This is a genomic window from Anaeroplasma bactoclasticum (genome assembly GCF_003550015.1).
Taxonomy (GTDB): Bacteria; Bacillota_I; Bacilli_A; order Acholeplasmatales; family Anaeroplasmataceae; genus Anaeroplasma; species Anaeroplasma bactoclasticum.
The window spans coordinates 16,957-42,154 of the sequence record NZ_QXEV01000013.1 but is presented as its reverse complement, the minus strand read 5'-3'; the positions used below and the strand labels follow the sequence as shown (position 1 = coordinate 42,154).

At 30.5% G+C, this 25,198-nt stretch carries 23 protein-coding genes; 20 read left to right on the top strand and 3 right to left on the bottom strand.

Going from position 1 to position 25,198, the window contains the following annotated elements:
- The first annotated feature begins 54 nt into the window (after nt 1-54).
- From EI71_RS06265 to EI71_RS06250, 4 genes are all read left to right on the top strand, one after another.
- Nucleotides 55-4,992 (top strand): autotransporter outer membrane beta-barrel domain-containing protein, encoded by a 4,938-nt coding sequence (locus EI71_RS06265; protein ID WP_119016401.1) that lies wholly within the window; start codon nt 55-57, stop codon nt 4,990-4,992.
- Between the two features lie 278 nt (nt 4,993-5,270).
- The gene (locus EI71_RS06260) at nt 5,271-5,600 is read left to right on the top strand and encodes a hypothetical protein (RefSeq protein WP_119016400.1); all 330 of its coding nucleotides are present in this window, start codon (nt 5,271-5,273) and stop codon (nt 5,598-5,600) included.
- Nucleotides 5,601-5,645: 45 nt separating this feature from the next.
- Nucleotides 5,646-6,809: an iron-containing alcohol dehydrogenase gene (locus tag EI71_RS06255; RefSeq protein WP_119016399.1), complete on the top strand. Its 1,164-nt coding sequence runs from the start codon at nt 5,646-5,648 to the stop codon at nt 6,807-6,809.
- Entirely contained in the window at nt 6,793-7,371 is a 579-nt protein-coding gene (locus tag EI71_RS06250) for an HAD-IA family hydrolase (protein WP_119016398.1), read from the top strand. The genes EI71_RS06255 and EI71_RS06250 overlap by 17 nt, the downstream gene beginning before the upstream one ends.
- Before the next feature lie 37 nt (nt 7,372-7,408).
- On the opposite strand, the gene EI71_RS06245 is transcribed toward EI71_RS06250, so the two are convergent.
- Nucleotides 7,409-8,308: a nucleotidyltransferase family protein gene (locus EI71_RS06245; protein ID WP_119016397.1), complete on the bottom strand. Its 900-nt coding sequence runs from the start codon at nt 8,306-8,308 to the stop codon at nt 7,409-7,411.
- Between the two features lie 195 nt (nt 8,309-8,503).
- Between EI71_RS06245 and EI71_RS06240 the strand changes: the two genes are divergently transcribed.
- On the top strand, nt 8,504-10,000 hold the full coding sequence (locus EI71_RS06240; RefSeq protein ID WP_162849829.1) for a polysaccharide biosynthesis tyrosine autokinase: 1,497 nt from the start codon (nt 8,504-8,506) through the stop codon (nt 9,998-10,000).
- A 39-nt stretch (nt 10,001-10,039) separates the two neighbouring features.
- Nucleotides 10,040-10,702, top strand: coding sequence for a tyrosine-protein phosphatase (locus tag EI71_RS06235; protein ID WP_119016395.1), 663 nt, complete (start codon nt 10,040-10,042; stop codon nt 10,700-10,702).
- Nucleotides 10,703-10,732: 30 nt separating this feature from the next.
- On the opposite strand, the gene EI71_RS06230 is transcribed toward EI71_RS06235, so the two are convergent.
- Nucleotides 10,733-11,785, bottom strand: coding sequence for a trypsin-like peptidase domain-containing protein (locus EI71_RS06230; RefSeq protein WP_162849828.1), 1,053 nt, complete (start codon nt 11,783-11,785; stop codon nt 10,733-10,735).
- A gap of 175 nt (nt 11,786-11,960) precedes the next feature.
- On the opposite strand from EI71_RS06230, the gene EI71_RS06225 reads away from it, so the two are divergent.
- The 13 genes from EI71_RS06225 (at nt 11,961) to EI71_RS10480 (ending at nt 22,676) form a co-directional block, all read left to right on the top strand.
- A complete protein-coding gene (locus EI71_RS06225; protein ID WP_119016393.1) occupies nt 11,961-13,157 on the top strand; it encodes an ATP phosphoribosyltransferase regulatory subunit in 1,197 nt (398 codons plus the stop codon).
- Nucleotides 13,151-13,777: an ATP phosphoribosyltransferase gene (gene hisG, locus EI71_RS06220; protein WP_245951359.1), complete on the top strand. Its 627-nt coding sequence runs from the start codon at nt 13,151-13,153 to the stop codon at nt 13,775-13,777. The genes EI71_RS06225 and hisG overlap by 7 nt, the downstream gene beginning before the upstream one ends.
- 5 nt (nt 13,778-13,782) lie before the next feature.
- Nucleotides 13,783-15,069 carry a histidinol dehydrogenase gene (hisD, locus tag EI71_RS06215; RefSeq protein WP_119016391.1) on the top strand — a complete coding sequence of 429 codons (1,287 nt, stop codon included), beginning with the start codon at nt 13,783-13,785 and terminating at the stop codon, nt 15,067-15,069.
- Between the two features lie 4 nt (nt 15,070-15,073).
- The gene (gene hisC, locus EI71_RS06210) at nt 15,074-16,090 is read left to right on the top strand and encodes a histidinol-phosphate transaminase (RefSeq protein ID WP_119016390.1); all 1,017 of its coding nucleotides are present in this window, start codon (nt 15,074-15,076) and stop codon (nt 16,088-16,090) included.
- Nucleotides 16,090-16,674, top strand: a complete 585-nt coding sequence (hisB, locus tag EI71_RS06205) for an imidazoleglycerol-phosphate dehydratase HisB (RefSeq protein ID WP_119016389.1) — start codon at nt 16,090-16,092, stop codon at nt 16,672-16,674. Before hisC ends, hisB begins: the two co-directional genes overlap by 1 nt.
- On the top strand, nt 16,674-17,288 hold the full coding sequence (gene hisH / locus EI71_RS06200) for an imidazole glycerol phosphate synthase subunit HisH (protein ID WP_162849827.1): 615 nt from the start codon (nt 16,674-16,676) through the stop codon (nt 17,286-17,288). The genes hisB and hisH overlap by 1 nt, the downstream gene beginning before the upstream one ends.
- Entirely contained in the window at nt 17,285-17,998 is a 714-nt protein-coding gene (hisA, locus tag EI71_RS06195) for a 1-(5-phosphoribosyl)-5-[(5-phosphoribosylamino)methylideneamino]imidazole-4-carboxamide isomerase (protein ID WP_119016387.1), read from the top strand. The genes hisH and hisA overlap by 4 nt, the downstream gene beginning before the upstream one ends.
- 2 nt (nt 17,999-18,000) lie before the next feature.
- Nucleotides 18,001-18,756 (top strand): imidazole glycerol phosphate synthase subunit HisF, encoded by a 756-nt coding sequence (gene hisF / locus EI71_RS06190; RefSeq protein WP_162849826.1) that lies wholly within the window; start codon nt 18,001-18,003, stop codon nt 18,754-18,756.
- Nucleotides 18,753-19,400, top strand: a complete 648-nt coding sequence (gene hisIE, locus EI71_RS06185; RefSeq protein WP_119016385.1) for a bifunctional phosphoribosyl-AMP cyclohydrolase/phosphoribosyl-ATP diphosphatase HisIE — start codon at nt 18,753-18,755, stop codon at nt 19,398-19,400. The genes hisF and hisIE overlap by 4 nt, the downstream gene beginning before the upstream one ends.
- Before the next feature lie 29 nt (nt 19,401-19,429).
- On the top strand, nt 19,430-19,735 hold the full coding sequence (locus EI71_RS06180; protein WP_119016384.1) for a hypothetical protein: 306 nt from the start codon (nt 19,430-19,432) through the stop codon (nt 19,733-19,735).
- A 127-nt stretch (nt 19,736-19,862) separates the two neighbouring features.
- Complete coding sequence (locus EI71_RS06175) at nt 19,863-20,684, top strand: hypothetical protein (RefSeq protein WP_119016383.1); 822 nt, start codon at nt 19,863-19,865, stop codon at nt 20,682-20,684.
- A gap of 169 nt (nt 20,685-20,853) precedes the next feature.
- Entirely contained in the window at nt 20,854-22,536 is a 1,683-nt protein-coding gene (locus EI71_RS06170) for an Ig-like domain-containing protein (RefSeq protein WP_119016382.1), read from the top strand.
- A 14-nt stretch (nt 22,537-22,550) separates the two neighbouring features.
- Nucleotides 22,551-22,676 carry a hypothetical protein gene (locus EI71_RS10480; protein ID WP_281268648.1) on the top strand — a complete coding sequence of 42 codons (126 nt, stop codon included), beginning with the start codon at nt 22,551-22,553 and terminating at the stop codon, nt 22,674-22,676.
- A gap of 56 nt (nt 22,677-22,732) precedes the next feature.
- Here EI71_RS10480 and EI71_RS06165 read toward each other — a convergent pair whose 3' ends face one another.
- Entirely contained in the window at nt 22,733-23,470 is a 738-nt protein-coding gene (locus EI71_RS06165) for an InlB B-repeat-containing protein (RefSeq protein ID WP_119016381.1), read from the bottom strand.
- A 143-nt stretch (nt 23,471-23,613) separates the two neighbouring features.
- On the opposite strand from EI71_RS06165, the gene EI71_RS06160 reads away from it, so the two are divergent.
- Entirely contained in the window at nt 23,614-25,080 is a 1,467-nt protein-coding gene (locus EI71_RS06160; protein WP_119016380.1) for a leucine-rich repeat domain-containing protein, read from the top strand.
- Nucleotides 25,081-25,198: the final 118 nt, after the last annotated feature.

Genomic DNA, 25,198 nt, shown 5'->3' with positions numbered 1-25,198 from the left:
GTTTTTCAAGGGTGTAGCAACACTGCTAAATAAAATTGGAGAGAGGAGAACAATATGATTAAAAAGATTTTTTTTAGCGCAACTAGTGTTTTCTTTGCGTTTTTTTTATTTGTATTTTTAGGCATGGTTGTATATGCCGATGGTGCAAGTGAAGATAGTGAAGAACTAGTTATTGAAGATGGTAAATATTACCAAGATTATACTTCATCAATATATTATGATGAGGGAAAAACAATTGATCAGTATTTAAGAACTGGTTATGCAAAAAATGTAGAGTATAAGACTTTAATGGCAAACTTTGTTAGAGAAAGCTTTATGACCATTAATGGCGATGATGACATTGTAAAAATTATTCCAAAGGAATTATTTTATAATGAATGTTCAGAATTATATATTGGAGATGAATATGGTTTTTATATTTGTTCACAATACTATAATGATGAAAATACTTTAACTAATGATGTTACTGTTTTTAGAACAAGTACTAAATTAGCAAACTTTAGTACTACAGGTACAGTTTATAATGGCTTAGAGCAAGAAATTGAAATTGTATTTAGTAAAAGCTATTATACATTAACTGATTTGGCATTCGAAACAATTACACATACCTGCATGGATTACTATTATTTTACAAATTTAAGTACAGATTGGCCTACTTTCCTTATGCCAGGACAAGCAAAAGGTTGTTTTTATGCGATTAACAAATCTACTGATAATACTGTAGTAGTTCCACGCGTACAATCCTTTTTTACATCTAAAGATTTTGAAGAACAAATACTAACAGTTGGAGGAACTTTAGCTCCAGTTATTGGTGAGAATTTTACTGACGGTTCTGGTTTTCAGTATTATGATACTAATATTATATTTAATAATATCACATTCAATTCTGTTTTAATTGCCTTAGATTCTCTAAATGCATATGATAATGAATATAATGTTACAAAGGATACTAACGTTTGCTTTACTGGAGTAACATACGATTTATATTGTGCAAATATGTATTTTGATGATGAAGCATTTGGAAAAATATATATGCGAATTGTAGCTGACAATTCTATAGGAAATATTCCTTATGTTGGTATAGCATACAGTGTTATTATGGGCGCGTATGATTTATGTACAGGAGCTATAGATGCACTTAAACTAGATATTACTAATCAAGAGAATGCATTAGTTTACGAAGGCGGAACAAATGACCAAATGCGTTTCCGCGATGAACTTGTTAGAAATATTGCTATTATGACAAGTGAAAATCATTCTTTAAGTACAGATTTATGCGGTAATTATGCGAAAGCAAATTACTTATTAGATAATGTATATAATAATGAGGGAAAATTAAACCCATTTATCGCTTTATCATTGTATGATATTCAATCCGTTTCTGTCAATGGAGAAGAGCTGGCTCTTACAACTCATTATGATTTTAAAGTATTAAATACTTTAGACGAAGGAGCTGTAATTGAGCCAACTGCTATAAAGGATCATGAGTCAACCACAATTACTGTTTCTAAGGGCCAGGCAAAGAATATGACATTCACACCTAGTCATACTGGATATTATGATTTTACTTTAGATGAAAATGAAGTTGATTTAAAAATCAAAGGTGTTGAAAAGACAGCAAATGGATATTATTTAACAAAAGGAACTAAATATAATGTTGTTTTACCTGCAAGCTTAAGCCGCTCAGGTTATATGGAAATAAAGCCTTATTTATCTTATGGAATTGATATAGACAATTTCTATTCTAATTTAAATACTTCTTGTTATTTCTATGTTCCAAATTATCAATCAGGTTACTATGTTGTTGATTCATCTAAGGTTTCAAATTTAAGAATTTATGATGCTAATTTCGTAGAAATAGCTCCAAATGTCAATGGAAATTTTGCGGTTTACTATTTAAATTCTGGAAAGTATTATCTTGATGTTGCATCTAATGTAACATTAAATATTCATAAAATGGATGAAGCATCTTTCGGAAATTATTTAGATTTAAACCAAACATTTACATTTACTGGATCAATAGCTCAATTTAAAGCTAATGGTAGATTACTTACTATTCCAAGTAATTATGTAATTTATGATGAAAATTTCAATGTTTATGATTCAAAAGTTTCTAACGGTAAAGCAAACTATCGTTTATCATTAGGTGCTACTTATTATATTGTTTCTACCGCTGCAGTTAATTATGAATCTAATTTAAGTCATGAAGTATCTTCAAAAGCTACAGTTACTAATATGAATTCTGATGTTGAACTACAGGCCGGAGTTATATATGGATATTTGATTTCTGAAAGTGATGATTATGGTATTTCTTTCAGTGGAATTAAAACAACAGAAGACTTTATCTTTGCAGACTATGGATATTCAGCAAGTGTAGATGGAAATGTATACCATTGTAATTATTATGAAGAGAACCAATATGTATATTTTATGGTTACAAAGAATGCAAAGCCAATTGTAACTACTGATTTAGTTACTTATAAGCTTGTTGATCTAAATGGTAAAGAAGTTGAAAAAATCAATGATATGTATTCTTTAAAAAGAGGTGGTTCATATAAGGTTGCTATTTCAAATAGTGATTCATTTAATGTATATGATATTACCTTTGACGATAATAGTGATGAGGTAAATAATCCAAAACAAGTAATTGTGGTTCCAAATGATCAGCCATTTGGAGGTACAACCTTAACAATTATTTGTAATCCTATTGGAAGAAATGATAAGGTTAAGATTCCTACTAAGGTATTTATTAATGCAAAGGAATCTGGAGTGTCATACTCACTTTCTGCTAATTACAATGAAGATCTTGATAAAGTAATAGTTAATTTAAATGCGACAGGATTAAAGCAAAATGATGTTATCTATGTGACAATTAGACCAATTAATTGTACAAGTCCTAAAGAATTTACATTAGCTTACCCTAAAAAAACTGGAAATACTACATCACATCCCTTTGATTTAATTGAGTTAAAGGGAACTACTAACCTTAAGGCATTCATGGAAAATCAAAGTAAATTTGAAATTGTAAAAGTTGAGGTAAAAACAAATATTGATGGTCTTACTTCTGGTGAAGAGTTATCTTTTAAACCAACTACTATAGATTCTATTAAAATTGATTGGTTCTTTGGAAAGACAATAGTTAATAATGGAAAATCATTCCATCACATATATAATGAAAAGCAATTCATTAATATGTTCTATATCTTAAAGAATTATCCTGAATACAATAAGAATAATCATGTTTTTGTTATTGAAAATGATATTACTCTTAGTAGATTTCATACAAGTTCAACATTAAATAATATTTGTTTTAATGCGTCAATTAAATCTGGGGATGATTTAAGTAAAAAAATAACAAATTTATATTTTGATGAATATCCTTTATTTAACCAAATAAAAGGTTCCATCGATAGATTATATTTCGCAAACTGTATTAAAACTAATAATTATAAAATTACTCAAAATGGACTTATTTGCAATACATTAGAATCAAGTGGAACATTAAGTAATATCAATATTTTAGATACAATTACTTTAAATGTTGGTAGTTCTCGTTTTGGAACAATTGCTGGTTTAAACTATGGAATGTTAATGTATATTGATGTACATACAAGCATTAAAGCAACAATCAGTGGAAATGGACAGTACTTTATAGGTGGTATTGTCGGTGATAATAGATGTGCCGTAAAAACTGCATATTTCTATGGAAACATTAATATTACTGCATCTACTGCAACAGGATATGTAGGTGGTATTGCTGGACAATTAGTTGGAGCAAGTGCATATATTGATGATGGTAGAATTAAAGGTAATGCATTAAATACTATTAAAGCGACTGGAAATTCATATATAGGTGGTATTACAGGATCGATGAAATACACTGATAATCCTGGTCAAAATGGATATAGTTATCCTATTGTTACAAGCTGTATTTTAGATTCTGTTGGAGTTGAAGGACACTACGCTGGTGGTATGGTAGGTCAACAATATAGTGGAGAAATCAAGGGTTCATCAATATGGTATTCACCTCAAAGTCAATCATATGTAAAAGGTGACTATTATGCTGGTGGTGTTGCTGGCTATGGATGGAAAATAAGAGAGTGTAGCGTTGAAATTGAAGTTAGCACTTCCTCTTCAAATACTTTTAGTTATGCTGGTGGTATTTGTGGAAATTTATTAAAAAATGGTTCTCTTACTAAAAATAAATCAGTTAAAAATATAGTTAATAATTGTTCAAAAGGATATGCAGGTGGTATTGTAGGATATGCCGAGTATGCTTCAATAACAAATAATGAAGCACAAGGAACTGTTTCAGGAAATTATTATGTTGGTGGAATCATTGCATATAGTGCAAACTCAACAATTACTAATAATACAAGAACTAATAGCACTACTAATATTTATAGTTCAAGCAGTTATACAGATGCATATGTTGGTGGAATTTGCGGTTATGCCAATGGAGGATCAGTTTCATTAAATAATGTAAATGGTGGAACAATCACAGGTGAAGTTAAGAATGGCTCTAAAGCATTTACTGGTGGATTTATCGGCTATGCCAAAGGTACTAAATCAGAAAGTAATAGAACAAATGGTTATACATTAAGTATATCAGGAAACGGATCAGTTGGTGGCGGATATGGATTTACAGTTAATTGTAGGATTAATTCTAACCAGGTAAGAGCAAATGTATCATTCTATCAGGTTTCTATCGTTACAACTGATGGCCATAAATATAAATGTAATGCTGGTGGACTAATGGGTGTAGCAATCAACACATCTATGTATAGCAATACTGTTGGTGGTTACTTAAGTCAAAAGTCTGTATCCGATTATGCATGGATTGGAAGCCTTGCAGGATTTGCATCTGGAGTTGCTTATTCAGGTAATTCAGTATCAGGAGTTTCTTCCAATGCAATAGATGTATGGAGCTGGGGTAATCATAAAGTACACTATAACGCTAGTGAAAGTGTATTCGGAGAAAAGGTTGCTTAATTATAAGCTTTAGGATGCAAGGCAATATGCTATTGCATCCTTTTTCTCTTACTCATTCAATTAAGTAACAAAAGTTAATAAAAATGTATCTAAACCATATTGACATTTTTGATTAATCATTGTAATTTATATTTGAAGAGTTGTTTTTCTTATAGAAAAGAAAAAAGAAAAAAGGGTAAACCCAAGATAGAGAGGATACATAATTATCCTCTTTATTTTTTTCTTGCTGATTTATCATAATTGTTATACAATTATTTTGTAGAAAAGAGGGAATAAAAATGAAATTTGATATTCATGCATTTAACACTGTAGTCAGTGAACCAAAATATGAAGGATATGATACATATCTAATTAATGATAATAATGAAATGGTAGATTACCATATCTATTTATTCATTGTAGAATCCAGTAATGTTGCAGCTATCATTTGTGAGAAGCTTCCAGTAAAGGAAGGTTCTACAGAAAACTATGAAATCTATGAATTTAATGGTAATAAGCTCTTAGATCATAAGGTTGTAAGAATTAAGCCATTAGATAAGAATTCAGAAAAGTTCAAGAAGATGGTTGATAATTACGTAAATCATAAATATTCTTTCCAAACAAAGTAAATTTAAATCCTGGAAATACCAGGATTTTTTAAATAAAGGAGTCTTATGAGCAATTTATATTATGCACCAACAAAACTATATATCGGTAGTGAAGAAGAAAGAGTAGGAGAAATCATAAAAGAGATGGGATATAAAAATATCCTATTTGTTTATGGTAAATCCTCTATTAAGAAAAATGGATTATATGATAAGGTAGTAAAATCATTAAAAGATAATGATTTAAATTTTATAGAAGAATCTGGAGTAGAACCAAACCCTAAGGTTGAATTTGTAAGAAATGTATTATCTAAAAATTATGATATAGATTTCATACTTGCTGTAGGTGGAGGTTCTGTAATAGATACTGCAAAAAGTATTGCAGTAAGCTATAATACTAATTTTGACCCATGGGATTTTAATTCCAAAAAAGAAACTCCCAATACTGCCCTACCTATAGGTGTAATATTAACTATTGCAGCGGCAGGATCTGAAATGAGTAATTCCTGTGTTATATCTAATTTAAGTATCGAAGCCAAAAATGGCTTTAATTCGGATTTAGTAAGACCTAAATTTGCAATTATGAATCCAGTTAATACATATACCCTACCTAAATACCAAACTGCATGTGGTATTGTAGATATAATGATGCATACTTTAGAGCGCTTTATTACTCCATATGAGAGTGATTTAGCTGATAATTTTTGTATTGCATTATTAAAAACAGTATATAAATGGGGTCTTGTTGCATATAATGAACCTAAAAACTTTCAAGCAAGAAGAGAAATCATGCTTGCATCATCATTCAGCCACAATGGCTTAATGGAGCTTGCGCGCCCTATGTGCTTTAGAGCACATCAGTTTGAGCATGTATTAAGTGCAGTTCATGATAATATCGCTCATGGTGCAGGGCTTGCTGTTGTATGGATTGCATATGCGAAATATATTTATAAAAATGAAATTGCATTTAAAAGATTCTTAAGATTAGCCTATGAAGTATTTAATATAGAAAAGACTGATAATAAAGAAGAAGATTGCTATAACGGTATATTAAAATTACAGGAATTTTTTAAGGATTTAGGAATGCCTCAAAATATGGCTGATTTAGGTGTATCTAAAGATGAGCTTGAGGATTTATCCTTAAGAGTATCTTGGAATAAAACAAGAGTAATAGAAGATGTTATTCCTTTAACTTATAAGGAAATGAGGGAAATCTATGAGCTTATGTTCTAATAGATTAATTCTATTTGATTTTTATGGTGTAATTTCATCTGAAATTGCACCGAAATGGTTTAATAACCATATTAAGGATTCTACATATGCAGCTATATTAAAAAATAAATATTTTGAGCCTGCGGATTTAGGCATATTTACATTTAAAGAAACCATTCATAATATGGCTATAGATTTAGGATTTAATGAAGAAGAAATACTTACTGAAATGAAATCCTATGCCAAATTAAATATACCTTTATTAGATAAGATTAAAGAATTAAAAAAGAGAAATACTATAGGATTATTATCTAATGCTGCAATTGGTATATTTGATATATTATTTCCTTCCTTAGATTTTAATTTATATTTTGATAAATGCTTTATATCCTGTGATTATAAAATAAAAAAGCCAGATTTAAAATTTTATAATCTGGCAGTAGAAGGATTTAATCAAAATTTTGATGAAATTTATTTTATTGATGATAATATATCCAATATTAAAGTATTAGAGAATACTAAAATTAAAGGTATTCTATATAAGAATAATGAAGAATTATTTAAAATAATAAATAAATTCTAAAGAAAAGGCTAACTTGCGACCAAGTTAGCCTCTATTCTTACCATAAGCCTTTTTTATATTTACCATCCTTCATAAGCTTTGAAATGGATTCAACTACAGAAGGCTTATCTTCTTTATAAGTGATTCCATACCAAACTGCAGGAGATGGTACAATTTCAACAGTAACTTCATTTTCTTGAATTAAATCAGAAACTACTGTAGGTAATAGGTATTCACAATTCATTAGATTATTCTTATTCTCATCTAAGAATTTAGGGAATCTATCCCACATATAATCCATAATAGAAGAGGAGAAGCAGAACATATTCATAGATACTAATGTATCACTAGGGATTTCAAATGGCTTCTTTGCTTCATCTAGTGGAGTTGCGATAACCTTACCATTAACTTTTTCTACCTTAGATTCTTCAATATGAGTTAATAGATTATTCTTATCCATACTTAATACACCACGCTTAACAGAACCATTTTCTGTCATTGTGTTTGTAACTAAATATGCAACATTACCATAAGCCTTATCCTTACAAGAATTCTTTAAGAAATTTGCTGCTGCAAAGAAGGATTCTTTGCCATAGAAATCATCTGCATTAATAATCGCAAAGCGATTAGAGATTTTATCCTTTGCAGCTAAAATAGCTTGAGCTGTACCTAAAGGCTTTACTCTATCCTTTGGGATAGAATAGCCCTCTGGTAATAAGGATAATTTTTGGAATACATATTCCACTTTAATTTTATCTTCAATTCTTTTTCCTATTGTTTCTTTAAATATTTCATAATTTTCTTCTTTGATAATGAAAATAACCTTATCAAAGCCAGCTTCAATTGCATCATATACGGAATAATCAATAATGAAATTACCATATTCATCAATTGGCTCAATTTGCTTTAGTCCTCCAAATCGGCTACCCATACCAGCCGCTAGAATTACTAATTCCATAAATTAACACCTCTTTTCGTAACACCATTATAAGTTATTCTTCTAAAAAAGTCAAAAAATTGCAATATTTTTCATACAATTGTATGATTTTAAATCGAATTTTGATTTAAGTTTGATTTATAATACTATCTATAGTATAATAACAATACTATTGTAAAAAAAATAGGGATTATGCATGAAGGGAGTATTAAAGCCATGCAAGAAAAAGAAAAATCAATTACACTTGGTGATATTTTCCATGTATTATGGAAGAATATCATTTTGTTAGCAGTAATTACAGGATGTGTATTTGTAATAGGTGCAATCTACACATTCGCAATTGCTAAGCCAACATATAAATCAAATGCTGCAATAACTGTTGCTATTGATTATGTATCTGAAAGTACACATCAAACAACATACGATTACACAAATTCTATTCGTGCAGTTGTAACTGTTGCAGACACTATCAAAAACAATTCGATTATCGATCCAGTTGTTGAAAGATATAATGAAGATTTAAAGGATGGAAATAATACACTTGTATTACCTTCCTATAAATTAAAATATCCTTTAGATGAATCTAAATGGCAAACTGTTTCATCCACTGGATTAAAAGAAATGACTTCTAAGTCACTTTCTGAAATGGTTAGTGTATCCTATACTACAAACTCTATGATGGTTACTATTACAGTAGCTGCCAAAAACCCAATCGTGAGTGAATATTTTGCAGATGCTATTCAAACAAAATGCATTGAAGAGGCTACAAAGGCAAAAGAAGATGGTACAAAGGGAGTTTTCTTCTTTGCTGATGGAAATATGGTTGCATCTTCAGAGGCAAAAGAAGGAGAATATGCATCTCCAAATAAGAAGCTTTATATTATTATTGCCTTCTTAATTGGTTTAGTTTTAGGTGTTATTGTTATTTTTGTTAAGGAATTCATGTCTAACAAATTTAAAACAAAGGCTGAAATTGAAGCATCTTTCGACGAAAAGATTGTTGGTGTATTCCCAGATAGAAGACTTAAGAAGGAACAAAAGGATAATAAGGATGTATTCTTAGTAGATGCTTCCATTAGAAGCTTTGAGCCATATAATAAGCTATTAAGCAATATTAAGTATTCTAATTTAGAAAATCCTTACAAGGTTATTGAATTTACATCAACATTACCAGATGAATTAAAATCCACAACAGCTGCTAATTTAGCATTCTGTATGGCAAATAATAAAAATAAGGTAATTATTGTTGATTTAGATATTCGTAAGGCAGTATTACATAAAACATTCAAGGTTTCTAAAGAAGCTGGTATTGTAGATTATATTGCTGGAGATATTACGAAAGAAGAATTAATTAAGCATACAGAATCTGGTGTAGATATTATTACTGTAGGTAAGGATGTAATTAATCCTGTTGCAGTACTTGAAACTTCAAAGATTAAAGAATTAATTGAAGAATTAAGAAATGAATATGATTATGTAATTATTGATACTCCACCATGCCTTGCATGTAGTGATGCTCAAATTGTTGCACAATATGCAGATGGTATTATCTTCTCCTTAGCCTTAAATCAGGCAAAGAAGAAGGATATTTTAGATTGCTTAAATGCCTTAAAGGGAGTAGATGCATCTATTATTGGTATTTCTATTACTAAGGCTGAAAGCAATAAGCATGATTCATATTACTATTATTATGGAAATAATGAAGATAAATAATTAAAAGCCCTTCTTGGGCTTTTTTCTCGAGGTGATAATATGCTTGATATGCATACCCATATATTACCAAATGTAGATGATGGATCAAAATCTTTAGATATATCTAGGAGGTTATTATTACAAGAAATAAATCAAGGTATTACTAAAGTAATATTAACTCCTCATCAAAATAAGAATAATTTGGATAAGAATGGCTTAATTGAAAAATTTAATTCCTTTAAGGATGATGTTAAGGATTTAAATATCCTATTAGCCTTAGGCTGTGAGATCTATTATTATCCTGAATTAAAAAATGATTTATTAAATGATAAAATCTTAACTATGGATAATTCAAAATATGTATTAATCGAGTTTTCAACTCGCATTGAAGAAAACATATCGGATATCTTATATGATTTATCCTTAACTGGCTATAAAATCATATTAGCTCATATTGAAAGATATTCTTATTTAAAGCTTTCTGATTATGATGAAATCCATAAATATGCCAAAATACAGGTAAATTCAAAATCTATATTGAATAAAGAATATAAGAAGCAAATGAAATATTTATTAAAAAACAATTTAATTGATTTTATTGCTTCGGATTGTCATGATTTAGATAGAAGAAATGTAGAATTTATGGATGCACTTAAATATTTAGAGAAGAAATATAAAGATACTTATTTAAGAGTTACAAAGGATTTTAACTTTAATAATTAAAAATATCCCAGCGATGCTGGGATTATTTTTTTATATGTCAAAGCTTAAATGAGAATTAATAAATTCTCTTACTCTATTTTCAGGTATTGTATAGGAATATTTAAATTGATTTGTTTCTTGATCTATAGCACTTGCAAAATTAATTCCAACTAAATTTAGGTTTGAATCAATTAACGCACCACCAGAAGAACCAGAATCAATTGGGGCAGAGGACATATATACACTAAATGTTACATTAGACATAGCAATTGTTGCCTCATCAGGAGTAAATACTTTACTACCTAAGGAATAACCCATAGAAACTGTGTTAGATAGTCCATTAGGCTCTCCCATCGCAAATACTAGCTCATTCTTTTCTAAACCATATTTTGCCAAATTTAATACCGTAAGCTCATTGGACTTTCTAAAACGAATAATTGATAAATCATATTGGCTATCTTTTGCTACAATATCAAATTCATATTTTTCCTCATATGCATCCTCTAAGGTTAAATCCTGATAAGTCGTTGTAGTATATACTACATGATTATTTGTTAGGGCATAATAATATGCACCATATTCATAGAATATGACTCCGCTACCTAAGGCAGTAGAAGCATTTCTTATAGTAGCCATAGGGCCATAGCCTGTTTTATCATAATTTGTTATAAAGATTCTTACATTTGCTTTAATTGTATCTGTTGAAACCTGATTAACTAAAGAAACTAAATCGATATCCCATTTTGCATAAAGAATAGTATCCTCATGAACAGCCTTTGAAAAATCAAAAAGGTTGGTAAGCTCCTTATCTATATACCATCCCTTAAATGTTGCACAAGTTTTGGTTGGAGTATCTGGTTCTAATATTTTATTTTGAGCAGTTGTTATGGATGTATAGGTATATCCATTATTGCATACATAGCTTACCTTATAATCCCCTTTAGTTTCTGGATTTGGTATTGTATAGTCTGCTGTAGTGTTTTCAATGATGGATGTAGTTACAACTGGATTTTCCTCTTTAGCCAATAAATTAATATTACAGCTTGTTAGGCTTAAAAAACCTAAGGCTAATATAGCTGTAAGTAATTTTCTTTTATGCCTCATTATATCACTTCCCATTAAAGATATTATATCACAAATAATCATAAAAAATATGTGAAATTGTCTACACACGAAAGCGTTTTAATGGTGCACCTTTAAACAAAAGTGCCACTTTTGGTGGAATTTTAGTTTTACCTATGGTAAAATATTTAAAATATTTTTTATATGGAGTGATAACATGAAAAATTACAAGTTGCATGTTTCCGAAGGATTTAAGGACACCTACGGAAACGAAATGTTAGTCAAAAAGGATATAGAGATGAAGGTATTAAATGTATTTTCATCCTTTGGCTATGAGCTTATTAAAACTCCAACATTAGAATATATTGATGTTTATTCTAAAAATGGAATGCAAAAGCCAGATCTTTATAACCTTATCAATCGTCAGGGAGAGGTATTAGCGCTATGTAACGATATGACTGCGTCTATCGCTCGTTTCGTATGCTCTAATAATTCACTTCCTAATGGTCCTAAGAAGTATTGCTATATCGCAGATACCTTCCGTTACCCAAGATTATACCAGGGTAAGAACCATCAGTTCTTACAGGCTGGTGTTGAATTCATTGGTAAGGGTGGAATTGAGGCGGATGTAGCTATTATTGCGCTTGCTAACTTAACTATGCGACATTGTAACGTTCATGATTTCACTATCCATTTAGGCTCATCTGAGTTTTTAAATAGGTTATTTTCTGATTTTGGAATTGAAAAGGATATCCAAAAGAAGATTTATTCTTTAATTGATTCTAAAGATTATGTAACCCTAAGAAGCTTACTGGAAGAGACTTTAAATGAGGAAAAAGCTTCCTTCTTAATTGATTTAATGCTTAAGGGTGGAAGATTAAGATATATGGATAAATTAATCTCTGATCTTAAGGGAACAAAGGCTTTAGAGGAATTATTATATCTTAAGAAGGTATATGAAACTCTAAATGAACTAGGGATTTCGAATATTGTATTTGATTTTTCCATTTATTCTTATGCAGAATACTATACAGGAATTATCTTTAATGTATATGTTGAAGGTGCAAGAAAGAGTGTAATTTCTGGTGGTAGATGCGATAAGCTATTCAAAGAATATGGTAAGGATTTAGAAGACATTGGCTTTGGTTTAGATATTGATGTTTTAGCAAGCTACTGTCTTGAAAAGAATTTAATTAATGTAAACAGAAAAAAATATATTTCTATATTTGATAAGGAGTCTATGGTTTATGCATATAAGGAAAATGAAGTATTAAGAAATAATGGAATTATTGTTTCTGATATTTGTTTTGATTCTAAAGATAAAGCATTAGAATATGCTAAGGATAATGGATTTGATGCAGTTATAGAATATAAAAATAATGTTAAAACTATATGGGAGGTAGAAAAATGCTAACCTTCGCATTATCTAAAGGAAGACTTGCAGATAAAATCTTTAAGATGCTAAAGGAATTAAATTTAGTAGATATTACTATCGATGAAGAAGATAGAAGATTAATTATTGAGCAAGGTGAATTTCGTTTCTTTTTAGCAAAGCCATCTGATGTACCTACATTTGTAGATAATGGTGTTGCGGATTTAGGTGTAGTTGGTAAAGATACCATTATAGAAGAGCATAGAGATATTGCTGAATTATTAGATTTAGGATTTGGTAAATGTCGTATGTGTGTTTGTGCACCAAAGGAAGATGGAGATTCTTATAAGAATATTGTAAATTTAAGGGTTGCTACAAAGTATCCAAATATCGCTAAGGCGTATTTTGATTCTATGGGTCAAAATACAACAATCATCAAATTAAATGGTAGTGTTGAGCTTGCCCCAATCACTGGTTTATCCGATTGTATTGTTGATATTGTTGAATCTGGTAGAACCTTAAGAGAAAACGGCTTACAGGATGTAACAACAATCCATGATTTATCTGCAAGATTGGTTGCTAATCCTGCATCACTTAAAACAAAATATGATGAAATTTCTGCCGTTGTAGAAGGCTTTAGAGCCATTTTAAAGGAGAAATAAGATAAATGATAGAGATTATTAAAGAAAAGAAGGATATTGAAGAATACTTCCAAGTCCTTAAAAAAAGAGGAGCTGTCAATTCTGGAGAATTTTCAAATGTAGTTAAAGAAATTGTTTCAGATATAGCAGAATATGGCGATTTGGCATTAGAAAAATATACTAAAAAATTTGATGATGCTAATTTTGATATTAAAAATATAGAAATTTCTAAAGAAGAACAAAGATTGGCCTTTGATTCCTTAGATGAAAGATTAAAAAATGTATTACTAAAGAGTAAAGATAGAATTTATTCTTATCATATGCACCAAAAAAGAGAAACCTGGGAATATACAGATTCTATTGGAGCGAAGCTTGGTCAAAAGATTACTCCACTTAAAAGTGTCGGTGTATATGTACCTGGTGGAAAGGCTGCATACCCATCTAGTGTATTAATGAATGTACTTCCTGCTAAGGTTGCAGGAGTAAAGAATATTATTATGGTTACTCCAGCTCCAAAAGGATATATTAACCCACTTGTACTTGCTGCAGCATATGTATGTGAAGTGGATCATGTATATAAGGTTGGTGGAGCCCAGGCTATTGCAAGCTTAGCTTATGGTACAAATAGTATTCCTAAAGTAGATAAAATTGTTGGTCCTGGTAATATCTTTGTTGCCCTAGCAAAAAGAGAAGTATATGGTTTAGTTGGAATTGATTCTATTGCAGGCCCATCTGAAATTGCAATTATTGCAGATTCTACTTGCAAAACAAATTATGTTGCTGCTGACCTTTTAGGTCAAGCTGAGCATGATGAGCAAGCATCATCTACTCTATTTATTACAGATGAAGCTAAAGCAAAAGAGATTAAAGAGCAATTAAACAAATATTATAATGAATCTCCAAGAAGAGAAATTTTAACAAAATCTTTAACAAATTGCTCTAAAATTATTGTTGTAAATGACTTAAAGGAAGCAATAGATTATACAAATAGACTTGCTCCTGAGCACTTAGAGCTTGCACTTGATAATGCAAGAAGTATTGTAAAGGATATTGATAATGCAGGGGCAATATTTATTGGTCACTATGCTGCAGAAGCTCTAGGTGATTATATGGCAGGACCTAACCATGTCTTACCTACTGTAGGTACAGCTAGATTCTTTTCACCTTTAGGTGTAGATGATTTCATTAAAAAATCATCCTTATTAGAATTCAGCTTTGAAGCCTGTCAAGAGTTAATTGATGATGTTGATTGCTTCGCAGAGGCTGAAGGCTTAGGTATGCATGCCTTATCTGCAAGAGTAAGAAAGGAGTAATCCTATGAAGTATATGAAAAAGAGCTTTGCGAATATGGAACCATACCACTCTGGCTTAATTCCAGAGGGGATTATCCTAAACGCAAACGAATCTCCTATTGCACCACCAAAGTGCTTAGTTGATGAATTTAAAAAGGCAGTAAACAAAATAGAATTTAACCGCTACCCTGATATGGATGAGGTAAAGCTAAATGAGGCTATTGCTAAGCATTATGGTATAAATCCTAATAATGTATCCTGTGGTGTTGGTTCTGATGAATTATTAGATGTAATGTTTCGTGCAACCCTAGAGGTTAATGATAAAGTATTAGGATTTTCCCCATCATTTTCTATGTATCAGGTATTTACAGAGCTTGTAGGAGCGAAATATATTCCTGTATATGGGGATAGTAATATGATATTTCATGTAGATGATATGATTAAGGCTATTAAGGAATACAATCCTAAATTAGTTTTAATTTGTACCCCAAATAACCCAACAGGTCAGTATTTATCTAAAAGTGATGTAAGAAGAATCATTGAATCTACAGATGCATTAATTGGTCTTGATTTAGCCTATATTGATTTTGCAAAGGAAGATTATACAAAAATTGCTTTAGAATATGATAATGTAATTGCATTTAAAACATTCTCTAAAGCTATGGCATTACCATCTATTCGATTAGGCTATGCCATTTCAAATAAGGATAATATTGATATGTTAAATGCAATTAAAGCACCATATAGTGTAACTACATTTACACAGATGGTTGGTGAAATTGCGATTAATCATTTTGAATTATATAAAAATCAAATTGAAGAAATAAAAAGAGAAAGAGAAAGAATTTATCATACATTAAAAGAAAGAGGATATAACATATATCCATCAGAGGCTAATTTCTTATATGTATTAATGGATGATAGTAAAAATGAATTATTAATTAAAAATAAGATTTATATTCGTAAATTTAAAAGTGGTGTTTATAGAATTACTGTAGGCACAAAGAGTGAAAATGATTCCTTATTGGAGGTATTAAAATAATGAGAGAAGCTACTGTTAAAAGAAAAACAAAAGAAACAGATATTTCTTGCACCCTTACTTTAGATGGTGAAGGTATTGCTAAGCTTGAAACTGGAATTGGTTTTTTTGATCATATGCTAAATACCTTAGCTAAGCATGGTGGATTTAATTTAGATTTCACTTGTAAGGGTGATTTAAATGTAGACACACATCATTCTGTTGAAGATTCTGGAATTGTTTTAGGTGATGCCTTTAATAAAGCATTAGTATCTAAAGATGGTATTCAAAGATATGCAAATTTCGTTATGCCAATGGATGATGCACTTGTACTTTGTGCAGTTGATTTATGTGGTAGAGCATATTATGAATCTAATGCTACATTTAATGTAGATAAGGTTGGCGATTTTGAAACTGAAACTGTAGATGAATTCTTTAGATCATTTGCTGATAATGCAAAAATTAATCTACATTTTGTAATATTAAGAGGTGAAAATTCTCACCATATCATAGAAGCAATGTTTAAATCCTTAGCTAAATGCTTGCGCGATGCAATTAAGATTAATTCCGATATCAAGGGAAGCCTATCTACAAAGGGTGTGATTTAATGATTGCTATAATGAATTATGGAATAGGAAATCTAGGTAGTGTTAAAAATGCACTAGATTACTTAGGTTTTGATTCTATTATTACATCAGATAAGGAAGTAATATTATCTTCTGATAAAGTAATCTTACCTGGAGTTGGAGCATTTAATGATGCCATAGAAACATTTAAATCCTATGGATTTATAGAAGTAGTAAATGAACTAATAAAGAAAAATACACCTATTTTAGGTATATGTGTTGGTATGCAATTATTATTTGAAGAATCTGAAGAATATGGTATCCATAAGGGACTTGGATTACTTAAGGGTAGAATTGTTAAATTTCCTCAAGAAAAAGATAATATAACTTATAAGATTCCTCAAATTGGTTGGAATCAAATTAAGGTTATGAATGACAATAAGCTATTAAATGGACTAGATAATAAGGAAGTGTACTTTGTACATTCTTATTATTTAGATAATCCAGATAAGGAAGATGTCATTGCAACTACAGAATATGCCGGCATTACATATGCTAGTGCCGTAAGAAAGGGAAATCTTTATGCAACTCAGTTTCACCCTGAAAAAAGTGGTGAGGTTGGTCTTGCTATATTAAAGAATTTCTGTTGCCTATGAGAATATATCCTGCAATAGATTTACATGATGGACAGGCTGTCCGTCTATATAAAGGAGATTATAACCAAGTAACTGGTTATGGAGATCCTGTGGAGGTTGCTTTAAAGTGGAAAGAAGCTGGTGCTAAATTTTTACATTTAGTGGATCTAGATGGAGCTAAGGAAGGACATTCTTTAAACTTAGAAGCTGTTAAAGCAATTATTAAAAATGCCAATATCGATTGTGAACTTGGTGGAGGTATTAGAACACTTGCTCAAATAGAAGAATTATTAAATATTGGTGTAAAAAGAGTTATCTTAGGTTCTATTGCCTTAAATTTAGATTTTGTAAAGGAAGCAATAGATAAATTTGGTCCTGAAAAAATAGTTATTGGAATTGATTGTAAAAATATGAAGGTATCTACTCATGGATGGTTAGATACTACAGATATTGATGCAGTTGATTTTGCCTTAAAGCTTAAAGCTTTAGGCATTAAAACTATAATATTTACTGATATTGCTAAAGATGGAACCTTAGAAGGTATTAATGTAGCACAAACAAAGAAAATGATAGATTCTACTGGCTTAGATATTGTAGCCTCTGGTGGAGCTAAATCTATGAATGATATTAAAAATGCTAAAGAGATTGGCTCTTTTGGTATCATTTTAGGTAAATCTATATATTCTGGTGCTATAGATTTAAAAAAAGCTATAGAAGAATATGAGGTATAATTATGCTTTGTAAAAGAATAATCCCTTGCTTAGATATAAAGGAAGGAAGAGTAGTAAAAGGCGTAAACTTCATAAATTTAGTAGATGCAGGTGATCCTGTAGAAATTGCAGAAGGCTACTCTAGGCTTGGTGCGGATGAGGTTGTATTTTTAGATATAACTGCATCCTATGAAAAGCGTGGTATCATTTTAGATGTCGTAAAGAAAACTGCAGAAAAAGTCTTTATTCCACTTACTGTAGGTGGAGGAATTAGAACTTTAGAGGATATCCATAATATCTTAATGGCAGGAGCTGATAAGGTATCTATTAATTCTACTGCAGTAACCAATAAAGAATTAATCCGTGAGGGTGCAAAAAAATATGGCAACCAGTGTATCGTTGTCGCAATTGACGCCAAATGGAATGGCAAGTTCTATGAGGTTTATATCCATGGTGGAAGAACTGCAACAGGACTAGATGCAATTAAATGGGCCAAGGAAGTTGAATCCTTAGGTGCAGGTGAAATCCTACTTACATCAATGGATGCCGATGGCACAAAAAAAGGCTTCGAGCTAAATTTAACTTTCCTTGTTTCAAGTGCAGTTAATATTCCAGTCATTGCATCCGGTGGTGCAGGATCTAAGGAAGATTTTTATGATGTATTTACGAAAGGCTTTGCCGATGCAGCCTTGGCTGCAAGTCTATTCCATTATAAAGAGCTTGAAATTAAGGATTTAAAGGAATATTTAAGAAGTAAAGGAGTCAATGTAAGACTATGACAAAAAAAGAAATTTTAGAGGCTGTAAAATTCGATGACAAGGGTCTTGTATGCTGTGTCATCCAAGATTACCATGCCAAAAAGGTAAGAATGGTTGCCTATATGAATAAAGAAGCCCTAGAAAAAACATTAGAAACAAAGCAAATGACTTATTGGTCAAGATCTAGAGGAGAGCTTTGGGTTAAGGGTGAAACCTCTGGCTATTATCAGTATATGAAGGGCTTATCTATCGATTGTGATGGAGATGCACTTTTATTCCAAGTAGAGCAAGTTGGTGGCATTTCCTGTCATACAGGTCATGCAACTTGCTTCTATAGAGATTTAGAAGAGGATATTGATGTCATTGTAAACCGTACTAAGGTTTCTAAATCCGATATTGAATTATTCAATTTAGAGGCTACAATAAATGATCGTATTAAAAATCCAGTAGAAGGCTCATATACTAATTATTTAATTGAAAAAGGCGAAAATAAGATTCTTAAAAAAGTAGGAGAAGAAGCTACTGAAACAGTCATCGCATGTAAAGATGGAGATAAACAAGCAATTGTTGGTGAAATTGCTGATTTAATCTATCATTTAACAGTAGAAATGGGCGTAAAAGAGATTTCTTGGAGCGATGTCTTTGAAGAACTAAAGAAGCGTTAAAATAAATCCATTTGAAAGGGAGTGCTATTATGATAACTGAAGCTGAAAAGAAAGCAATGCGAAGAGAATCCATAAGACTAGCTGAATTAGATAGAATATCTGAACTAGAAGTTGCCGAACGAAAAGGTAGAAATAAGGGAATTGAAGAAGGCAAAGGAATAGGTATTGAACTTGGAAAAGAGCTTGGTATTGAGGAAGGCAAAGAACTAGGCAAAGAACTAGGCAAAGAAGAAAGCATAAAAGTTATGCACTCAAATGGATTTGACGCAGATTTCATTTCAAAAGCTTTATCCTTAGATTTAGAGTATGTTAAGCATGTTTTAGAGAACAATTAATTGTACTTAATGGACATGTTAGACGAGCAAAAAATGCTCGTCTTTTCTTTTTTTAAAATTTTTGTAAGATTATTTTTAATTTTTTTGTCTTTTCCTCCTATTTATTTAATGAAAGGGGGTGGAGCCAATGCATGAAATAGGTCTTACAGACTATTACTTTAAAGAACTACTCGAAAATAATAAAGATTATTTATTAGTTTTAGTAAATGGAATATGTGGTTTAAATCTAAAAGAAGAAGATATTGAAATAACCAATACTGAAGAAAGAGATTCTATTACATACAAAACAATTAATTATGATATTAAGCTTGTATGTAAGAATATGAGAATCGATTTTGAGGCACAAAAGGAAATAGTGGATTCTACGAAGAATCAATATGGAGAATATGAATATGATATTAATAGAGCAATCTATTACGCCTCAGCATTACATTCTTCAAGCTATGGTTATAAGGAAAAAGGATACGATAATAGAAAATCAGTTGTTGTATTCTTATATAATTATGACATTCCAGGCACAAACTATATTCAGCTTTTAAAATTCTATAATAAAGAGCTTATGGCTGAATATGACAATATTATGATCTTTAGAGTCTCACTTGTAAAAATTCCTGAAAATGGTAAAATGGAATTAGATAGAGCGTTAAAGTTATTAATACAACCAAATGTTGAAACATACTTTAACGACAAATCCGATACCATAAGGAGGGCAGCGATTATGTTAAATGAATATGATAAATCTGAAAAAGCAGCTATGTTAAGAGAAGCAAGAAGAAAAGCTGAATTAGATAGAATATCTGAACTAGAAGTTGCCGAACGAAAAGGTAGAAATAAGGAGCAAATTGAAGTAATAAAAACTATGCATTCAAATGGATTTGACGCAGATTTCATTTCAAAAGCATTATCCTTAGATTTAGAGTATGTTAAGCATGTTTTAGAGAACAATTAATTGTACTTAATAGACATGTTAGACGAGCAATCAATTGCTCGTCTTTTCTTTTGAAATAACAATTATGTCAACTGTGATAAAAAGCAACATTTTTGAGTTAAATCATATTGAATTAAACACTGTGTTATTATAAAATAATAAAGGAGTTTATAAAAGGAGTTATAGTTTTATGAAAAAAGCAAAAAAATTAATAGCGTTTTTCGCAATGGTAATGCTTGGATTATTTGTATTCGCATTTACAAGCACTACATCAGTTTATGCTGCAGATAATATAGTGACTTATACAGTTACTAGCACTTCAGCGGTTTCACAATCTGGAACAGTTCCAACTGGCACAACATACGTATATGCATCAACATATACTTCAAAATGTCAGTTAACTAAGGACCATAGCATGACACTAACTTTGAAAGGGTGGAATGGATATATTATCACTGGAATTACTCTTTCAATGAAATCAAACAAATCATCAGGTGCAGGAACATTAAGTGTAGTTGCAGGTTCAACAACGATTGCTTCAATTGAGGAATCAACATTTAGTTCTAGTAATTGGCATGGTAGTTGGTCAACAGAGTACGTTGATGTTACCCCAACAATGACCAAAAATGACTATTCTATTAAAGAAAATGAAGATGTTGTAATTACAATAGCTGCAACTGCAAATTCATTATATTGCGAAAGCTTTTCAATCACATATGTTAGTGATATTCTTCCAAGTAGTGTTAATATTAATAAGTCTTCATTGAATTTAACTGCTGGAACATCAGAAACACTAGTTGCAACTGTTTTACCAACTGATACTCGTTATTCCAATGTTACTTGGTCTACAAGTGATGATTCAGTTGCCACTGTAGACTCAACAGGTAAAGTTACTGCTGTAGCTGAGGGCAATGCGACAATCACTGCTACATCAGCATATGATAGTTCACTTACTGCAGAGTGTGAAGTTTCAGTATCAGCAGCAATAACAGAAGTACTTGATTTTGGAACTTTAGATTTACAAGAACAATTATCATTCCATTATGAATATGCTCATTCCTTTGAGCCTATTTCTTCAGTATCATACGATACTACATTTTATATTGGAAACATTTATGATAATTTCCCTTGTGTAGTTTCTGATAGTAATTTTAATACTTCAGATCTTTCAACTAATTCTGTAGTATTTACACTTATACCAAGTAGTGATGATAATCAATATTTTAATATTAAAATGGGAGATTATTATTTAGGAAGTATTAGCAAAACAAACATCGCAAAAGAAACAACAATTCCTTCTGGAAGCGAAGATAACTTTTTATGGACATTTGATTCCACTAATGGATCAATCAACAATAAAATTACAAATCGATATTTTGGATACACTGATTCAACACATAGTCAAATTAAAGCATATGCACATCAAAATTTAAACACAAATCTTCCCGCTACTTTTATCCCTACTGATGGTGATGTAACATATACTGATGCTAATGGTAATGAGAATAAGGTAACTATGAGAATTGGTTATACAATCTCTAAGGAATTATATAATTCATTACAGGAATTAGGTACTACAGTTACATTTGGTGTTCGTTTAAATAATTCAACTAGTGTTGCTTGTGAAGCAGTAGAAGTTGATTCTAATACATATAGAATTTGTGTTTCTGTTAACAACATTCCTCTTACAAGCATTGAAACTGTAATTACTGCAGTTGGATATGTTAGTGTAGATGGACATGAATACTATACAAACGAAGTTAATGGATATTCTGTTAAGTCATTAGCTCAAGAGTATTTAGCTAATCATTCTAGCGAAGAAGCAGTACAGGCTGCAAGCTACGCTTTAACATATTTAGCATATTATGCCTAGGGAGGGGAATAAATATGAAAGAATATAATAAACCAATTATTGAAGAAGAAGTTTTAGAATTAGAAGACATTTGTGTTACATCTGGTACATTCAATTCCACTAATGGAGATACAGGTGTAGATTTTGGAAACATATTCTAATAACCTTTTGGGACACTTTGGTGTCCCTTTTCTTTTAAAAAGAAAAAAGAGCGCAATTAAGCGCTCTTAGTAGCTGTCCATCCAGCATATAGCTTAGTTTCACTTCTTATTACGAAGCCTTCGCTATCATATTGCTTCTTAGGTAAGATTTCATTATCAAAATCAAATAAGTTTATACATTCAGGCTCCTTATACCACCCAGTAAAGGTATATCCTGGATTATATGGTGTTGGAGGTATAACCTCAACCTTTGTACCATCAATATCATCAGAGAAGAAGGTATTATCTGTTCCATCATTTAGGTAATAAACTAAATTAGAAAATCCTACATTATATAAATCCTTATCCAAAGAATTATTCTTTAATGTTTGGAATGGAAAATACATCGTTGATTTTATACTTGTATTAATTTCTCCACCCATATAGATATTGTAATTATCCTTGCTTGAATAAATAATATGACCTGAGTATTCTCGTATAATACTTTTTACTTGTGAATGAATATAAAGCTTAGAATAAGAACCATAAAATGAGCCTTGATAAAGTGGACTACCAAAGACTCTTGGCTGTTCATATCCGATAGTTGTAACTTTACGATTTTCAATTGTTGTAGGAACTACAATGACATCCTTTTTTTCGCCTTCTTTAGTAAATCCCATTAAATAAACTGTATTTGTATCGGAATCGATTTTATATAGAAAATCCCCATAAGATCTAGCCCCGATTTTTTTATTACAGCTAGTTAATGCAAATGGAAGTATTACTAAAGGAATTAGCATTATTTTTTTATTCATAACTATTTCTCCCCTCAGAGTTTAATCTCCTATTTATGTAATCTACACGCATTCAGCGCTTTTGTCAAGTTTTGCTGTAATTTGCTTTTTTTACTAATTTGGATTATCATATAAGCGTTATTTTGTAATCTGGGAGGGATTATATGAATAAATTATTAAAAAAAGGAATAGCCATTTTATCCTTAGCGGTTACTACAATTAGCTTATCTGGCTGTTCAAATTTTTCCTTTGCCATGTTAAAGTCAAATGAAACAATTGAAATGGGTGAATTCATTATTGGAAAAAATGAATATGGAGATGCTTATATAACTCAAAAGCTTATGATAGATACGGATAAAGTAACAAGTGTTACTATTCCAGATGGAGTAAAGATGATTCGTTATGAGGCATTTGCACGATGTAAAAATTTAAAATCTGTAACTATTCCAGATAGTGTAACTGAAATAGAAAGAGGTGCATTTGCAGGATGCGAATCCTTAGAAGAAATAAAGCTACCTAAGAATTTAAAAAGAATTGAAGATCATGCCTTTTTAGGCTGTACAAGCTTAAAATCCATAATTATTCCAAATGACATAGAATATGTAGGAAAAAGAGTTTTTTCTGAATGTGAATCCTTAAATGTGAATAAATATTTAGATTTATCCTACGTTGGTAATGAAACAAATCCATATTTAATTTGTATGGATATACCAAACAATATATCTACTCTTACTATGCATGATGATTCTAAATTCTTAACCGCTACTTTAGAGGATAATCTAAATATAGTAACTGCACATTTATCCGATAAGATAAAAATAATTAATCAAGAAACATTTGAAAATTGCATTAATTTATCTAGTGTAAATATTCCAAGTTCTTGTATAGAAATAGAGTCACAAGCATTTAAAAATACTAGTATTTCAAGCATTACATTACCAAGTACTTTAAAAATAATAAGGTATGGTGTCTTTGAAAATACCAATTTAAAAACGATTACTATTCCAGAATCCGTTAATATCATGGATACAAGTGTTTTTGAAGATTGTGAATACCTAGAAAGTGTAATAATAGAAGCAAAAATCGATGGAATTTCTTATGATACATTTAAAAACTGCATAAATTTAACAAATGTATCATTATCAAATACAGTTACTGGAATAGGACATTCCGCTTTTGAAAATACAAATATAAGTCAAATTGATTTATCCAATGTTACAGAGATAAATGAAAGTGCATTTATGGGATGTAGAAATCTTTTAAATGTAACAATATCTAAGGATCTAAATTATATTGGACCATACGCATTTAAAGGTAGTGGAATAGAAAAAATAGATTTACCAAATAATCTATCTAAAATAGAATATAACGCATTTGAAAACTGTAGAAATTTAAAAAGTATTGTGCTTCCAAAGGCATTAAGATATATTGATAATGAACTATTCAAGGGTAGTGGACTTGAAGAAATCACTATTAAAGATAATACCTATGGTATTTTTGAAAATGCATTCTATGATACGAATCTTACAACCGTTCATTATATGGGAAATGGTCCATATACAGATAACATTATCTATATTGGGGACGGTAATAAAAAATTAACAAATGCAAACTGGATATACCAGGAATAAGATTATAGAAAGGGATGGCTTCATCCCTTTTTACATTTTAGAGATATTAAAATAGTGGGATAAATCAGTAGAAGTAATTCAAAAGATAATTCCTATAATTATTTAATCAACCCCAACA

Bases quoted from the DNA above. Each gene is read 5' to 3' on its own strand.
- EI71_RS06265 (WP_119016401.1), top strand. From the start codon at position 55: ATGATTAAAAAGATTTTTTTTAGCGCAACTAGTGTTTTCTTTGCGTTT.
- EI71_RS06260 (WP_119016400.1), top strand. From the start codon at position 5,271: ATGAAATTTGATATTCATGCATTTAACACTGTAGTCAGTGAACCAAAA.
- EI71_RS06255 (WP_119016399.1), top strand. From the start codon at position 5,646: ATGAGCAATTTATATTATGCACCAACAAAACTATATATCGGTAGTGAA.
- EI71_RS06250 (WP_119016398.1), top strand. From the start codon at position 6,793: ATGAGCTTATGTTCTAATAGATTAATTCTATTTGATTTTTATGGTGTA.
- EI71_RS06245 (WP_119016397.1), bottom strand. From the start codon at position 8,308: ATGGAATTAGTAATTCTAGCGGCTGGTATGGGTAGCCGATTTGGAGGA.
- EI71_RS06240 (WP_162849829.1), top strand. From the start codon at position 8,504: ATGCAAGAAAAAGAAAAATCAATTACACTTGGTGATATTTTCCATGTA.
- EI71_RS06235 (WP_119016395.1), top strand. From the start codon at position 10,040: ATGCTTGATATGCATACCCATATATTACCAAATGTAGATGATGGATCA.
- EI71_RS06230 (WP_162849828.1), bottom strand. From the start codon at position 11,785: ATGAGGCATAAAAGAAAATTACTTACAGCTATATTAGCCTTAGGTTTT.
- EI71_RS06225 (WP_119016393.1), top strand. From the start codon at position 11,961: ATGAAAAATTACAAGTTGCATGTTTCCGAAGGATTTAAGGACACCTAC.
- hisG (WP_245951359.1), top strand. From the start codon at position 13,151: ATGCTAACCTTCGCATTATCTAAAGGAAGACTTGCAGATAAAATCTTT.
- hisD (WP_119016391.1), top strand. From the start codon at position 13,783: ATGATAGAGATTATTAAAGAAAAGAAGGATATTGAAGAATACTTCCAA.
- hisC (WP_119016390.1), top strand. From the start codon at position 15,074: ATGAAGTATATGAAAAAGAGCTTTGCGAATATGGAACCATACCACTCT.
- hisB (WP_119016389.1), top strand. From the start codon at position 16,090: ATGAGAGAAGCTACTGTTAAAAGAAAAACAAAAGAAACAGATATTTCT.
- hisH (WP_162849827.1), top strand. From the start codon at position 16,674: ATGATTGCTATAATGAATTATGGAATAGGAAATCTAGGTAGTGTTAAA.
- hisA (WP_119016387.1), top strand. From the start codon at position 17,285: ATGAGAATATATCCTGCAATAGATTTACATGATGGACAGGCTGTCCGT.
- hisF (WP_162849826.1), top strand. From the start codon at position 18,001: ATGCTTTGTAAAAGAATAATCCCTTGCTTAGATATAAAGGAAGGAAGA.
- hisIE (WP_119016385.1), top strand. From the start codon at position 18,753: ATGACAAAAAAAGAAATTTTAGAGGCTGTAAAATTCGATGACAAGGGT.
- EI71_RS06180 (WP_119016384.1), top strand. From the start codon at position 19,430: ATGATAACTGAAGCTGAAAAGAAAGCAATGCGAAGAGAATCCATAAGA.
- EI71_RS06175 (WP_119016383.1), top strand. From the start codon at position 19,863: ATGCATGAAATAGGTCTTACAGACTATTACTTTAAAGAACTACTCGAA.
- EI71_RS06170 (WP_119016382.1), top strand. From the start codon at position 20,854: ATGAAAAAAGCAAAAAAATTAATAGCGTTTTTCGCAATGGTAATGCTT.
- EI71_RS10480 (WP_281268648.1), top strand. From the start codon at position 22,551: ATGAAAGAATATAATAAACCAATTATTGAAGAAGAAGTTTTAGAATTA.
- EI71_RS06165 (WP_119016381.1), bottom strand. From the start codon at position 23,470: ATGAATAAAAAAATAATGCTAATTCCTTTAGTAATACTTCCATTTGCA.
- EI71_RS06160 (WP_119016380.1), top strand. From the start codon at position 23,614: ATGAATAAATTATTAAAAAAAGGAATAGCCATTTTATCCTTAGCGGTT.